This window comes from Microcystis sp. 49638_E5 (assembly GCF_021300285.1).
In the GTDB taxonomy this organism is placed as follows: domain Bacteria; phylum Cyanobacteriota; class Cyanobacteriia; order Cyanobacteriales; family Microcystaceae; genus Microcystis; species Microcystis aeruginosa_C.
This window is the reverse complement of the sequence record NZ_JAJTDH010000013.1, coordinates 110,132-126,075: the sequence shown is the minus strand read 5'-3', so window position 1 is coordinate 126,075 and position 15,944 is coordinate 110,132. Positions and strand designations below refer to the sequence as shown.

Annotated in this window: 9 protein-coding genes; 6 read left to right on the top strand and 3 right to left on the bottom strand. The window is 40.6% G+C overall.

Annotated features, from left to right (window positions below):
- The first annotated feature begins 57 nt into the window (after window positions 1-57).
- The 3 genes from LW728_RS06155 to LW728_RS06145 all read left to right on the top strand — a co-directional run bounded on the left by LW728_RS06155 (window position 58) and on the right by LW728_RS06145 (window position 3,247).
- Window positions 58-453: a helix-turn-helix domain-containing protein gene (locus LW728_RS06155; RefSeq protein WP_004163831.1), complete on the top strand. Its 396-nt coding sequence runs from the start codon at window positions 58-60 to the stop codon at window positions 451-453.
- 156 nt (window positions 454-609) lie between these two features.
- Complete coding sequence (gene mtnA / locus LW728_RS06150; protein ID WP_287765724.1) at window positions 610-1,671, top strand: S-methyl-5-thioribose-1-phosphate isomerase; 1,062 nt, start codon at window positions 610-612, stop codon at window positions 1,669-1,671.
- Window positions 1,672-2,533: 862 nt separating this feature from the next.
- Window positions 2,534-3,247, top strand: a complete 714-nt coding sequence (locus LW728_RS06145; protein ID WP_287765721.1) for a response regulator — start codon at window positions 2,534-2,536, stop codon at window positions 3,245-3,247.
- Between the two features lie 52 nt (window positions 3,248-3,299).
- On the opposite strand, the gene LW728_RS06140 is transcribed toward LW728_RS06145, so the two are convergent.
- Both LW728_RS06140 and LW728_RS06135 read right to left on the bottom strand, forming a co-directional pair.
- On the bottom strand, window positions 3,300-4,301 hold the full coding sequence (locus LW728_RS06140; protein ID WP_002740086.1) for a phosphoribulokinase: 1,002 nt from the start codon (window positions 4,299-4,301) through the stop codon (window positions 3,300-3,302).
- Between the two features lie 275 nt (window positions 4,302-4,576).
- Window positions 4,577-6,391 (bottom strand): EAL domain-containing protein, encoded by a 1,815-nt coding sequence (locus LW728_RS06135; RefSeq protein ID WP_287765719.1) that lies wholly within the window; start codon window positions 6,389-6,391, stop codon window positions 4,577-4,579.
- 1,217 nt (window positions 6,392-7,608) lie between these two features.
- Between LW728_RS06135 and LW728_RS06130 the strand changes: the two genes are divergently transcribed.
- The 3 genes from LW728_RS06130 to LW728_RS06120 all read left to right on the top strand — a co-directional run bounded on the left by LW728_RS06130 (window position 7,609) and on the right by LW728_RS06120 (window position 12,050).
- Window positions 7,609-9,135: a bifunctional aminoglycoside phosphotransferase/ATP-binding protein gene (locus LW728_RS06130; protein WP_287765716.1), complete on the top strand. Its 1,527-nt coding sequence runs from the start codon at window positions 7,609-7,611 to the stop codon at window positions 9,133-9,135.
- Between the two features lie 56 nt (window positions 9,136-9,191).
- The gene (locus LW728_RS06125) at window positions 9,192-9,755 is read left to right on the top strand and encodes a Uma2 family endonuclease (protein WP_004163842.1); all 564 of its coding nucleotides are present in this window, start codon (window positions 9,192-9,194) and stop codon (window positions 9,753-9,755) included.
- A gap of 243 nt (window positions 9,756-9,998) precedes the next feature.
- Entirely contained in the window at window positions 9,999-12,050 is a 2,052-nt protein-coding gene (locus tag LW728_RS06120; protein ID WP_287765713.1) for an FAD-dependent oxidoreductase, read from the top strand.
- A 168-nt stretch (window positions 12,051-12,218) separates the two neighbouring features.
- Here LW728_RS06120 and LW728_RS06115 read toward each other — a convergent pair whose 3' ends face one another.
- The gene (locus tag LW728_RS06115; protein WP_287765710.1) at window positions 12,219-15,611 is read right to left on the bottom strand and encodes a HypX (modular protein); all 3,393 of its coding nucleotides are present in this window, start codon (window positions 15,609-15,611) and stop codon (window positions 12,219-12,221) included.
- Window positions 15,612-15,944 lie beyond the last annotated feature (333 nt).

Genomic DNA, 15,944 nt, shown 5'->3' with positions numbered 1-15,944 from the left:
CAGCAGCATAATGTCTTCAATGAGTATAATGTTATCGATAGCTAAATTGTACAAAAAATGAAATCCTATCCAGTAGAGTTCCGTCAGAAAATCCTAGACTGTTATTATAACGAACCCATCTCTCAAAGACAATTAGCGAAAAGATTCTGCGTAACCTTAAGTTTCGTACAAAAGCTTTTGAAGCAATCTCGAGAAACGGGAGATATTCGACCGAAGACTTATCGATGTGGCCGTCATTTAAAACTTACGTCAGAACAGATGATCGCCCTTGGTGATTTGATTGAGGAAAATAATGACGCAACTCTAGCCGAACTATCGAAACTATTCCTAGAAAGAACCGGTATAGTGTTAAGTGTGGCCACAGTGGCAAGAATAGCCGAACGCTTGAGAATCACCCGCAAAAAAAACTCTACAACCGACCAGAAAAGAGATAGAAAGAGTCCAAAAACTTAGACAAGAATAAAAAGGATAAAATTCGGGATGTATAAGATTAAACCCTAATCTAGCTATAACCAGAATCCAAGCTCGCTCGCTTAAAGTAACTAGAGCGCACGGGACTAGACCTCTTAAAAAAAACCAATTTTTCAACTATTACGGAGATTACTAATTATGACCACAAACACTGCCGAGAGTAACTCAATCTATCCCGTGCGTTGGCAAGATAACAAAGTCTGGCTGATCGATCAAACCCGTTTACCCATGGAGTATGGGGAAGTTGAGATCACCAGCAGTGAAGCCATGGCCCGGGCGATCGAAACGATGATTGTCCGCGGCGCCCCAGCGATCGGGGTAGCGGCTGCATACGGTATGGTTTTAGGAGCGCAGGAAATTAAAACCAACCAGAAAGAGCAGTTTCTGGCCGATTTAACTAGAATAGCCGATCGATTAGCCCAAACCCGGCCGACGGCGGTGAATTTATTCTGGGCGATCGAGCGAATGTTAAAAGTGGCCAGGGAAAGTGGCTCAGAAGTGGCAATAATTAGCAAAAATCTCCTGGAAACTGCCCACAATATCCAAAAAGAAGACGTGGAAACCTGTCGGGCGATCGGTAATCATGGTTTATTGGCGCTGCCAGATCAACCAGAAAAACTGACAATTTTAACCCACTGTAACACTGGTTCCCTGGCCACGGCCAGTTATGGTACTGCTTTAGGGGTAATTCGTTCCGCTTGGACGGCGGGAAGATTAATACAAGTGTATGCAGACGAAACCCGGCCAAGGTTGCAAGGGGCAAAATTAACCGCTTGGGAATGTCTGCGGGAGGGAATTCCCGTCACCGTGATCACCGATAGCATGGCGGCCCACTGTATGCAGCAAAAACTGATCGATGCGGTGATTGTTGGGGCCGATCGCATTGCGGCCAATGGGGACACGGCTAACAAAATCGGCACCTATTCCCTCGCGGTGCTGGCAAAAGCTCATAATCTGCCTTTTTATGTGGCTGCCCCCCTATCGACGGTGGATTTTTCCCTTAAGGATGGTACGGGGATACCGATCGAACAGCGCGATCGTGCCGAAATTTATCAGGTGGGGACAACTACCGTTTGCCCTAGAGATGTTAACTTTTATAACCCCGCTTTCGATGTTACTCCCGCCGCTTTAATCACCGCTATCATCACGGAAAAAGGAGCGGTAACACCGGCTGAATTAATTTTTTTACAGGATTCCTAGAGGGTAAGCTTTTTCCCTACTGACACCATTTTTATTTGTTTATATCCATTGGCACAGTGGGGAAAAATTCCGCCTCAATCCCATTGGAGGTGACGGCCAAGGGCGAAAAATAGACAAAAACTACCTCTATCCATAAACTAAAGGACTAGAGTAATTTTGAGAAACTATCTAGTTATCAATAGAATAGTTTGAATTAATGATTGATTACTTAAATCAAGAAACCATAAATTATTTATTGACATAGGATCGATCGATCTTTGTGTCCTTTGTGTCTTTGTGGTTCGTTCCACCCCCTCGCTAGGAGAAATGTATCTTAGAATACATTTTACCCACCAAAGCTGGGAGAGCCAATTAATTAAACCAGAGCTTGGTTCTATTCTATGAAAATCCAAGCAGCTCAAAGATCTATTCTTCTTAAAATTATCTTGGCTCTTCTCGACTTTGTGTGACATTTTTTGCCGATGAAATTCTGAAATGTTTACTGGGAAAGACTTTTAGGGCTATTTTGGTGAATAAATCAACTATCAGTATAGGCCTCGTTTCCACACAGAAACCAGAAAAGCCAAATCCTTGCATAATCGAGATTTGTATGATATTATAAAGAAATAATTAAAGCAGAAAATTCTGGGTGATTTGGGTAGATTTGAGTATATTTTAGGGGAGGCTAAGTATATTTGCCATCTCTGCTTTTAGTAAGTATCAATAAAATCAACCGGAAAAAGGGGATTGCCGAATGAAGAATAAGAAAGCGGAATTCAGAGAAGGAGTAAAAGAGTGAAGTCAATGTTAATGAGCGGCTCGAATAATCGAAAAGCCAAAATTATCAAATCATCACTTACTTCGGCAAAACTGGTCAAAAAATATGAATATAGTGCGGGTTGTCGTTGTAGAAGATCACGATCTAACGCGCATGGGGTTAGTGGCGGCTCTCCAGCATCGGGAGGGAATTCAAGTCGTAGGGGAAGCGATCAGTGGATTACAGGGACTGAAACTGCTAGAGGAGACTAAACCCGATGTGGCGATCATCGATATAGGTTTACCCATGATCGATGGGATCGAGTTAGTGCGACGCTTCAAACAAAATCGGGGCGAAGACCCCCTGGCCACGAAAATCCTCATGCTAACCATGCACAAAATCCAAGAACAGGTTTTAGCGGCTTTTGCTGCTGGGGCTGATTCCTACTGTATGAAGGATATTAGTATTGATAAGTTAATCGAGGCGATTTATTCCACCCACGAAGGCAATCATTGGCTTGACCCAGCGATCGCCAATATTATCCTGAAACAAGTGCGCCAAACAGTTCCCGTGGGTGTGGCTGCTAGGTCGAAAACAGTGGCAATTCACGGCCTTGACCCAGAATATCGTCAATTATTGGAAAATGCGCCCCTAACGGGACGAGAGCTAGAAATTCTCGATCTGATTGTCGCCGGTTGTAGTAATGCCGAGATTGCCGAGCGACTCTATATCACCATCGGCACGGTGAAAACCCATGTCCGCAATATCTTAAATAAACTCTCTGTGGATGATCGGACTCAAGCGGCAGTGCTGGCCCTGCGATCGGGATTAGTGGATTAAAAAAAACCGGCATCCTAACCATATAGGATGCCAGTTCGGTGAAAACTAGAAACTAGACTGACGCTGCCACTTTTGCTTCGGCTGCCATTAGTTTTTCGTAGGTTTCACGCATTTTGAGACCGACCAATACTTGGAATAAACCCGTACCATTGGTGGAACCGGGATAATCCTTGTGTTTGAGCAGTAATTCGGTCATTTCACCGTAGTATTTAGTGCCAGTTTTGCTCAAATGGCTTTCGATGTAGATCATTTCTTCTAGGTTATCGAATTGACCATCTAGTTCCAGAATCGACACTTCATTGCCCAAGAAGCCATCTGGACCATAGTAGAGTTTAATACCGGGATAAGTGCAGGTCAATTTACGACCACAGGGCCGCCAATCGATGGTGGAACCTTCATCAAACAGATAAGCGGGTTCAAAGTTTTCTACCCCTTCTTTCTGGATTAAACGGACTCGCAGTAATTTACTTTCGTGATCTTCAAGTAATTTGGTGGGCAGCACTTGAATCACCACGTCAGCGTACTGTCTTTGGGGATCGATATAGGCACTGAAATCGGGTTTTCTAGAATTAATGGCCGCCATCACATCATCATAGGTGTGACCGCGCTCGGCCATATCCCGTTGAATTTTCCAGTTAACTTTGACTTCATCGCTAATATCGAGATAAACGCTGAAATCTAATAGAGACCGGACTCGTTCATCATATAAGGGGTGTAGTCCCTCGATCACGATTACCTTATTCGGTTCGATGATTTCGGGGGGATCGATCATCCCCGTTTCATGATTATAAATAGGTTTATTAATGGCTTGACCTCCCTTGAGAGCTTTAATCTGCTCGTACATCAGGTCAAAGTTATTCGCTTTCGGATTGAGTGCGGTGACACCCACCTCTTTTCTCTGTTTGCGATCGAGGCAATGGTAGTCATCTAAACAGATCACTGTCATAAACTCGGCCCCGAATAAATCGGTCAAACGACGTAAAAAAGTAGATTTCCCACAACCGGAGTCCCCAGCTACACCGATTAGAACCACGCGCTCTGGCTTATTGGCCATAGTTTCCCTCTAAATACACAACTAATTGTTAACCCTATAGTATGTAATTAAACCAGACTCTGGATCGAGCAGTACCCCGCCGCCACAAATTTCTGCTGCTGACAGGTTTGGCAAGAGCCTCACGCTAGAATGAGTAGGTATTTGATACTAGATAATCTGTTCAGATCATACCGGAATCAGTGACCAAAATCAGTTATCAGTGGGAATTATGAATTATGAATTGGGGAGTGGGGAGAATACACAAAAGCTGTCTCCTCTCCCCTGTCTCCTGACTCCTAATCCCCAACTGAGAGGGTGCGGTGGGTGTGGAGAAATGTAGTCATTTCCTTCACTGCTAAGGGGCAACTGATGCGATTGCCTTGCATTCTCTCACAACCTAATTCTTGCAGGATTTCTAATTGTTGTTGGGTTTCTACTCCATTGGCGATCGCTATTAAGTTAAAAATTTTCGCTATCGCCAGCAATGACGAGATAAAACGGGTATCTTGGGGAGCATTAGTCAGTTTTTTCGTTAAGGATTGCTCTATTTTCAGTTTTTTCACGGGAAATTGACCGAGATAGGCGATCGAAGCGTAGCCGCTGCCAAAATCATCGAGGGTAATACTAATACCCAATTTCTGCAAATCCCCAAGAATTCGACCAGTTTCGCGGCTATTTTCCAGTAAACTTGTCTCGGTTATTTCCATCTCCAGAAAGAAAGGCCCGATTTTGGTTTCAGTCAAGACTTCTTTTAGGGTGGTGAACAACTGGGGATCGCGCAATTGGTGTGGGGAGAGATTGATCGAGATGGGAGTGTATAATAACCCTCGCTGCTGCCATATTTGTGCCTGTTGACAGGCATTTTTTAGCACCCAACGATTAAGCTCAAGGATTAACTCGCTTTCTTCGACTAAGGGTAAAAAACGATTAGGCGCGATTAATCCGAATTGAGGGTGTAACCAGCGCAATAATACCTCTAATCCTTCCACTTGCCCCTGAGTAATATTAACTTGCGGTTGATAGTAAAGAGCTAATTCATTATTTCTCATTGCCTGATAGAGAAAATATTCAACTTTAGAACTACGATTATTTTTGGGGTGAACATTAACTGACTCTATCTGGGAGTTATTATTTATATTATTCTTGACTGCTACTAAATTTTCCTCCAGTTTCTGTAATATGACTTTCCTGTCTGTGCCGTCGGTGGGATAGATAACTGAACCTAAACTTAATCGCACGACTAGGGAGTGATTTTCGATTTCGTAATTACTTTCTAGGGTTTTAATAATTCTTTGACTAACTTTTTCTAAATCATTAGCAGCATTAATTTGTGGCAGCAAGATAATAAATTCATACCCTCTCCAATGGGCGACCATATCCTCTAATCGCAAACTTTTTCTTAAACGTTCAATTAAGATTTTTAATAGTTTATCTCCCAGTCGATAACCTAGTTTATTGTTGACATTTCTTAGCCGCCCTACGTCCACTAATAACAGTCCGATCAGTTTATTATTTTTCTGGGCATTATTAATAGCACTTGAGAGATATTCATTAAAGAGAGAACGGTTAGGTAAATCCGTGAGAACAACCGAAGAATATTCCTCTTGAATCTTGCTATCAAAACTAATGATTTTGGATGGGGATTGATGGAGAATTAAGGTACTTTTTGCATGGAGGTCATTCGGGCTAGAATGGGTTTCATTTTCCGTCATTTTCCCTTGTGAATATCCTAGACTTTTAAATGGTTCTTGCTCTATTTTTTCTTGACTGGCTATTAAATGAAAACTGGCATTTATATCACAGCCAAAGTTAATTAAATCACCATCTTTTAATTCATGAACTAAGCATTTAGACCCATTGACATAAATGCCATTATGACTTTTATTTCCCTCTAAATCACCATCAAGAATCCAATAGGAAAATTTTTGGCGATCAATACTCTTTTTAATTAAAGTCGCATGATAGCGAGACGCGTGTTTGGAGCGAAGAACAATTTGATTATCGGACTTACGTCCGAGAGAATATTTCATTTCTTCTAGGGGAATTGTTCTTCTACCTTGAGGATCTTCCACAATGAGGAGATAACGGGAATTAGATGAACTATTAATCATTTTTTCGGCACCTCGACAAAACTAAAAATATAAGTTAATATTATCCCTCAAAAGTCATGGCTTATTCGTCTTGAAGTTAATTTATCTTCTGAATAAAGTGTTAGGTGTGATTCGGAACTGTTACTTAACAGTAATTGTGTCACATCTTCTGGTTTCAAGGCCTGGGTAAACCAAAATCCTTGTACTTCTTCAAATTCTGCCCTAGGCTGATCATAGTCGTTGACATGGCTCAATGCTTGGTTTTTGATGGTAAATATTGGATAAGAGTTCGATCGATCTTCAAACTCTTGGGGGGGGGACTTATAATTATAACGGCTCTCTTGGGTTTGGTGGGTAAAATATATTCTAAGACACAGTCCTGCTAGTGAGCGACTGGAACGAACCACAAAGACACAAAGGACACAAAGATTGATCGCTTCTATATTAAGTTAAACCTATCACACAAAGAATAAGAGAGCCATATAACTTAAGTAGGAATAGCCGGTGCCAAAATTATCTCCAGCTAACTGTACCCCTAATTCCTTCGCTTAAAGCTGACCCCGCTCCCATGCAGTCTTAACGAGTAATTTAGATAGTCAACAGTTTACCGACAATCAGCAATTAAGTACCTAAGCAAAATTAATTACACATCTAAGCCGTCAGTTGAACGCTTTTTGCTGTGATCAGTAAACAGTGAACTAAAAACTCAAATCTGATCCCTGATAGCTGTCTCGGAGTCTCGGAGTCTCGGAGTCTCGACTAGGAAATTAATTTTGCACGACTACTTATCAGTGATCCTTAAACTGGTACAAATGTATGCCCAAGTGTCAGCATCCCACTTGTCAAGCTAATGCTTTCCAGCGTTTGGAAGAGGTACTTCCTGCACGGACATCTGAAACTGCGCGACCTGTTAAGTAGCTGGTTATAATTAAATTAAAAATGGATTTTAGGTTCGATCCCCCCTGCCCCCCTTGATAAGGGGGGTGCCGATCCCCCCTTAGTCCCCCCTTAATAAGGGGGGTGCCGATCCCCCCTTAATCCCCCCTTAATAAGGGGGGTGCCGATAGGCGGGGGGATCCCCCCTTAATCCCCCCTTAATAAGGGGGGCATCTGACAACTTTTAACACCTACCTACTTAAAATCAGAAATAACGCCCAATTTTAACCGAGGGGTTCCCTTTAAAAATCCCAACTTAGTAGATTTACAAAAATAAGATGCACCCCAGAGGAGTTCTTGCTATGGATAGCAACCAATTAATCGAAGAATTAAAAAATCCCGACTTTTATCCTCATTCTGTCAAAATTCCCGTTGAAATTATCCAAACCCATGCTTCAATTATCTTCTTGACAGGAGATTATGCCTATAAAGTCAAGAAACCGGTTAATTATAATTTTTTAGATTTCTCCACTTTAGAAAAGAGAAAATATTATCTAGAACAGGAACTAGAGTTAAATAAAAAAGTTGCCGCTAATATCTATCTGGAAGTTTTGTCAATTAATGAAGAACAGGGTAGCATAAGTTTAAATGGAGAAGGAAGGGCGATCGAATACATCTTAAAAATGAATCAGTTTCCCCAAGAATGTTTACTGAGTAAAATTTTTGAACGGGGAGAACTAACGGAAAAAGCTATAAAATCTTTGGCTGAAAAAGTGGCGCAATTTCATCGGCAAGCTGTGACTAATTCCTATATTACTAAATTTGGCAATTTGGAAATTGTTAAACAAGCTTTTGATGAAAACTACCAACAAACCGAGAAATATATTAATTTTGTCCAAACCCAAAAACAATACGATGAAACAAAAGCTTATACAGATAAATTCTTCGCAGAACACCGAGATTGGTTAGAGGAAAGACAAATAAAAGGGATGATTCGCGAATGTCACGGCGACTTACATTTAAATAATATCTGTCAGTGGCAGGGAGAAATACAATTATTTGATCGCATAGAATTTAATGAATCTTTTCGCTTCGTTGATGTCATGTATGATATTGCTTTTACAGCGATGGATTTAACCGCTAGAGGGAGAGAAGATTTCGCTAATTTATTTGTCAATACTTATTTAGAACAAACCGCCGACTGGGAGGGGTTAAAAGTCTTGCCTCTCTACCTGACCAGACAAGCATATGTGAGGGCAAAAGTCAATAGTTTTCTGCTTGATGGTGACACTTTTTCCGAGAAAATTAAAGCCAATGCACAGGATTATTATCAATTAGCTTGGCATTACACACAACCGCAGAAACCGAGATTAATTCTGATGTCGGGATTTTCTGCATCGGGTAAAAGTACCATAGGGAAAGTAATTGCTAAAAATCTTAATGCTATTCAGATTCGTTCCGATGCAGTTCGCAAACATTTGGCTGGAATTGACTTAAATCAAACAGGAAGTCTAGACATATATAGTCTCGAAATGAGTCAAAAAACCTTCGCTAGACTGGCGGAATTAGCCCGAATTTTAATAACTTTAGGTTATCCGGTTATTCTCGATGCACGCTACGATAAATATGCTTGGCGAGAACCCTTATTAACCTATGCCCAAAATTTACAGATTCCTTTTCATATTGTCCATTGTCACGCACCGATAGAAGTTTTAAAACAACGGATTGCCGCTAGAAAAGGTGATATTTCTGACGCTACTATCGAGGTTTTAAATGCCCAAATTGAGCAAACAGAACCTTTTCATGAAAAAGAACAACCCTATCTAATTTCCCTAGACACTACTAACCCCAATTGTCCAGAATTTTTAGAGAGTCAATTAGGTAAATAGGTTGAGATGCACCCAATGATATAGCCATTCTTATAAAGTAGCAAGAAGGAGAAGCGATGGAAACTGTAGTGTTAAATCTAGAGACAGTTAATTTGACTGATGAACAATTTTATCATCTCTGTCAGGCTAATCAAACATGGAATTTAGAACGTAATCAAAAAGGAGAATTATTAATTATGCCTCCCGTGGGTGGAAATACTGGTAAACAGGAAGCTAATTTGATTGTTAAAGTGGGGGTATGGAACGAGCAAACTCAACTTGGTGAGGTGTTTAGTTCTTCGACAATTTTTCGTTTACCAAAGGGAGGCTATCGTTCTCCTGATGTTGCTTGGATAAAACGGGAGAGATGGGAAGCTTTAAGCGCAGAAGAGCGAGAAAAGTTCCCCCCTTTGTGTCCTGATTTTGTGATTGAATTACGTTCTCGTACTGATTCCTTAACCTCTTTACGCGAAAAGATGCGCGAATATTTAGCCAGTGGTTTACGTTTGGGTTGGTTGATTAATCCTCAACAGCAGCAGGTGGAAATCTACCGACTAAATGACGGTGTGGAAATTATTAATTTACCTGCGATTTTATCCGGGGAAGATGTCTTACCCGGATTTGTTTTGCATTTAACTTAGGAAGGATTACAGGGAATAACAAAGGGAATGACACCGAATCAGGCTATCTCTATTTTGTCAAGACATTTCCAGAAAAGCGATCGATTGTCAGCTTGAAGGTGTATAATCTTTGAAAAGCCAGCATCAAGCTACAAAGTTCTCAATATCGCCCAAAAAAACCATCAGGATTTCAGGAACAGATTCTCTGGCTACTTCTTCAAATAAAGAGGAAACTCTCAGTCACAACATTGATATTTGTCAATAATGTCCCCTAAAATTTTCAATCATCACTTTACTCCCCTCAAATCCCTCTCTCTGGGATTATTTCTCCTGCAAGCTTTCACTCCCCTCACCCTAGCAGCCCCTCCGCGAGAACCGGATCAAACCGTCGGCTGTGATATTCTGGTGGTGGGTGGTGGTTTAGCCGGTGCCGGTGCGGCCTACGAAGCTTTATTATTAGGAAAAACCGTCTGTTTAACCGAGATTACCGACTGGGTGGGGGGACAGATATCTTCTCAAGGAACCTCAGCGTTAGATGAAAGACGCACACAAAGAGAAAAATTATTTTTCCCGAAAGGTTATCTAGAATTTAGGGAAAGAATTAGAAAGCATTACGGCAAACGCAACCCCGGGGAATGTTGGGTAAGTGGGTCTTGTTTTTTCCCTTTTGATGGACATAAATTATTATTTCAACAGTTAGAAGATGCTGCCAAAAAAGGCAAAGGAACCCTGAAATGGTTTCCCTCCACGGTAGTCAAAGAATTAAATATTGAAACTTTACCCAATCGCGGCACCGGTCAACAGATTACCAGTGTAATTGCTATTCAACATAGTCCCGCAAAAGGTACTCCTCCCCTAAATACCGAGTTTTTATCGCAAAAAATGGAGGATATCTATCGCTACGAAAATTCTCCCCGTTTTGATAAAAAAATCCTCCGTTTTGTCTCCAAATCCTCCCAACCGAATCAATTAGCAGATTGGTATGTGATTGAAGCGACCGAAACCGGGGAAATCATCGGATTATCAGATATTCCCTACCGTTTAGGGGTCGATAAGCGCAGTTATCTCGAACCTTCTTCCTCTAGCGTCACTGGCGACCCCTACTGTACCCAAGGCTTTACCTATACCTTTGCCATGGAGGAAACAGAAAAACCACAAACCCACGAGAAACCCGTTTATTATGAACGCTACGCCCCCTATTTTAGCTATGAATTGCCGCGATTAGCCGATTTTGACCTAGTTTTCACCTATCGTCGTATCTGGAGTCCACAACTGGGTAAAGAGAAAACCTTTGGGGGAATTACTTTTACCGAACCCGTCCCGGGGGACATTTCCATGCAGAATTGGACCTGGGGAAATGATTATCGTCCGGGGACTGCCAAGGATAACTTTATCTACACCCGTGAACAGTTGCAAGAGTTAGGACAGTTATCTCCGGGGGGATGGATGGGAGGATTACGCACAGAAACCCTCGCAAGGGGCGAAGAACACGCCATTTCCTACTATTATTGGTTAGTAGAAGGGATCACCGATTCCCAGTTAGGGGACGGGGTAAAAGTTCCCCATTTGAATAACCGTTATCTGTCTGGTTTTGATTCTCCCATGGGAACTGCCCATGGTTTGTCAAAATATCCCTATATTCGGGAAGCAAGACGGATTATCGGTCGTCCTTCCCTGACTTTCCCCACTGGTTTTACCGTCACAGAAATCGATATTTCCCGACAAAATTTTCAAAGCGATTTCTATCGTCAAAATCTTTCTCCAGCAGAATATCGGCGCTTAATTGCCACCTTGGCAGGATTAGAGGGATTTTCCGTACTTGATGGCACATTATCCCCCGATCAGGCCGTTAAACGCAAGCGCTCTACCATTTACCCCGATTCCGTCGGTATCGGTCACTATGCGATTGATTTTCATCCCTGCATGACGGAACATCCCCCCGAAAAACCGGGTAATACAGAAAAAGCAGGAGAAAGACAGGGACAGGGCCAAGCTTATCCTTTTGAGATACCTTTAAGGGCTATAATTCCCCAAAAAATCGATAATTTACTGATAGCGGGTAAAAGTATCGCTCTCAGTCATATTGCCGCGGCCGCCTATCGTGTCCATTCCTTCGAGTGGTCTTCTGGGGTAGCTGCTGGCATCACGGCAGTGTATGCTTTAGATAATAATGTACTGCCCTATCAATTAGTAGAAAGTGATTTTCTCATCGGCAATCAACAACTGCGAGAATTACGGCAAAAAATCGACGCTAGTGGTAATCCCACTGTGTTCCCCGATGCCTCAATTTTCCGGTCGATGGATAATTGGTATTAATTAGGGTCTGCTGAAAAAGTTTGTTGGTGGGGTTAGGGTGCAGGATCTGGGGTTTTAAGCTAAGACGCATTTTAACCCCCCTATCCTTAGATTGGCTGAATCTCCCCCAATCCCTTTACTGTTGCAAGAGTGCCTCATCTCAACAAGTAATTTAAGTGGGTGGGCAGCTTACACTTTGTCGCCGCGAAGTATTTTGAATATATCAGTGACAATTCTGTTTCTAATTTCCTCTAAAGAACCTGATTTGCCAGAATTTTTCTGACTTTCCAAGTAACTTTTAACCCCTTTAAATTGTTGTTCTAGATGACCACTATAGCGATTTTGTCCCAAAGAATAATCAGGATTATTCGATCTTATAATAGTTTGAGCATCGTGTAAATCATTCAAAAGATAGGCGACCTCTGGCCAATAGCTACTATATTTTTCGTAGTTATACAAAAGGAGAATTACTCGACAGGTTGCTGCAAAAATTTTCCCTTTAGCGGTAAACTGAGTTAACCGGTGAGGATATAAGCCTCTAATTTGAAAATCTTCGGGCATTTTTTGACCTTTATTTGGCTTTTGCTCGGTAAATATTCGCTGAAGATAGGTTTTTTCTCCTCTTTTTTCATCCACTGTTCCCTCAGATGCAATTGCCGCTCCTAAAGTAAACCTTTTCATCGCCATACGAATACGTTCTTCTAATCCTTCTTCCTGATTATCTTTACAAAGTTCCACCAGTCCCAACCCAAATAAAAGAAGACTAGCGTGAATACCAAATAAATAAACTTTATTATCTGAATTTGAGTCAAGGTAAGTTAATGCTGACATGGGTAGCTGTATAATTTTTTCTTGAATACCAAATATTTCTTCAATACTAAATGAAGAAGCTTTATTGTCTGGATTGTCTGGCATAGTTGGCTGTGTAATTTCTTCTTGAGATTGACTAGATTCATTAAATGTTTTTTGAATTTTTTGATAAAACTCGTCTAAGTTTCTGCTGCCCTTTCCGATTTCAATAGTTTTTTGATAAAACTCGTCTAAGTGGCTGCTACCCTTTCCGATTTCAATAATTGGGGGAATGGTTTGCACATAAATATCATTGTATTGCTCATAAAATATAATAGTCGAATCCGGTTTTAATCCACTAAACTCTGTTTTCTGTTTACCACTATAATTTTTTATCTGTTGATAAGATTTTCTGCCTCGCTCTCCATAACAATCAAGAGCATTTTTAATTAAACGTTCGGCCCATCCTAGACAATTTTGGCGGCTAAATTTTTCCGTTAATCGATTGGTGTCTCCGACATAGGCGGTGATTAAATAAGACCAAATTTGATACACTGTCCAGTAAGCATAGTAATTAGCATCACCGTCTCTAGCCGCATAAATACGAGCTTTTTCTAAGAGACGAAGAGGTTCAATTAATAAATGAGTTTTGGGATTGGGTAATTGAGCAATGTAAGGGAAAAAGATATAAATTTTGGCGCGGTGAGAATAGATACGAGATAGATAATAGAAAAAAGGATGAGCATTAGTTTGAGAGTATTCACCAATGATTGCGTATTCTTTCAAATATTTCTGCAAATATTCTTCAGCAGTGTTCAAATATTCTTCAGCTTTACGAATTGCAGAACCCCTTTCTTGATGGTCACGTTCCTCATCTTCAAGGTCTGTATAAAAATGATAATCAAATAGACAGATATAGTAGAGACTAACTAATAGTTTATCGTCTAGTCGTCCCTTTTCGATATGGGGTTTAATAACCTCAAGATATTTTTGGGCAATACGATAGAGACCCTCTTGAAGATATACTTGAATAATTGCCAAATGTGCTTCATAGGCCACCCTACTCCAAGCTTGATTATTATTAACTTCCTTGAAATTTCTCTCATCCCAATTGCGATATTTATCCTTAAACAGCTTTTTTTCTAAATAATCTTGCATAGCCCTGAGAGAGAAAGGGTAGAATTTTATCCATTTTTCTGCTTTTTCTAGTATATATTTTTCCTCAATTCTCTGACAAAGTTGTTGTAGATATTGCTGAGAATTAATTGCCGTTTTTTCAATGGCTCTCAGTCGAGCGTGAAGGGCAGACTTAGCGGCAGATTCTAGAAGATCAAATCCATAAAATTCTCCTGTTGCTAATTCTTGATCGGCGACAATTTGATTATAATTAATTTCACCTTCTAGAGATTTTTTCACATCTTCCTGTTTGCATAACTTAACCAGAGAATAAGACCAAACAGCACTATTTCTTGTATTGCCAATCACTTTATCTTCACTGACTATTTTTTGGGTGACAGGTAGATAGCCTTGCTTTTTCAAAATATCTATCCCCTCAAACAAAAATCGATTAATTGCGGTGGTAATATGAGCGATAGGACTGCCCACACCTACCACTTCTTCACAAAATTCTAATCGACTGTTTGATTCTTCTTGCTTGAAAAATTGGCTGATTTCTTTTTCTTCTAAGGTTGGTTTTGGTTTCCAGTTCTCTGGGGGATAGACATAAAAATACACTCGCACCCTATAAGCTATCTGTTTTTCTAATCCTTGAGCATAATACTCATTTTCGTCTTCAGGATCATCGAGAAAATCGGTATTGATTAAACCTGTTTTGCCTCGGTATAATTTTAGGGGCAGAGGTTTGACTTTCTCAATTTCTAAATAGTCGATATAAACGGGAAATTTATCTCCTAATAAATTATTTTTGATAATTGAATTGCTCAGGCTTTCCAAAAAGAGATTGGATATGGAATCGCTAGTTAAATTATTCTTAACAAAATCTGGACATTGCCCGACAACAGTTTTAATTTGTCTGAGTCCAGCTTGAAATTCTGTCCGGCTCACTTCTCTTAAAATCTTATCAACCAAATCCTTGATAATTTCCTGCTCCGAGCCTGTTGATAAATGCTGATAATATTTTTTTAATCGGGGTTGAATATACTCTATAATCTGATTACCTAAAGATTCATCTAGATTTTGATTATCATTTGGGTCAAGAGATTTTAGGTAACTGTGTTGTTGTTTTTGGGAACTGTATAGATTAATGGCCTGTTTATAAAAGCTAACAACGTCTAGGGAATCCTGCTGTATTTCATCGGTAATGATCTCTTTTAACTGCTCAAGTAAACCAGCTTCGGGATGAACAAGTAATTTCAATTTATCCCTTTCATCCAGAGATAACTGTGCATATTTTTTGAGAACTCGTTCTTTTTCTTGTTGGGTAAACTTATTGATCATTTTTTGGGCTAAGCTATCCTTATTTTTGGCTGACTCTCCTTGCCAATAAGCCTCCAGTGAGCTAAGAATAGTAACTAATTTCCCCAAGCTTAAACTGGGTACCCGCTCCTCGCGTTCCTTTTCTTGGTAACGCTCTCCCATCACCGAACGCAGCACTCGCCGGACAAAAATGCGATTTTGTCGCCATTGTTTGGCTATTTTGTACTCATTCGGTTTGGGACTATCCTCACTAATGTCCAAATCGGTCAAATTGTTGAGGAGATGCAAATACACCGCAGCATCTCTTTGTCGGTCTTCATCGCTTTGTCTTTGATTTTCTGTGTCCAGATCGCTCATAGGTTTAGATGTTACTCTGATGATTCAGCCCTAGATGCCCGTTTTGATCAATAGTTATGTTCATATAATACAGGCTAATCTGGGGGATGTGCATAAAAAATCTGCATTAATTTTTGTAAACCTTGTTAAAATTATCGGTAATTGGTTTGTTAGCCTTTGTAGTGCAACCCTGTAGATGATTGCAGGAAAGAGGTTGCTGATGACGGAAGAGACCGATAGGGTATCCATCACTGAACTGGTAAGGGCGGCTTTTTATATGTGCATTTTCTACGCTAATACATGAAGAGTATGTACATCTTGACCATTGTTCGGTTTTTTGAGAACATAGTTGGA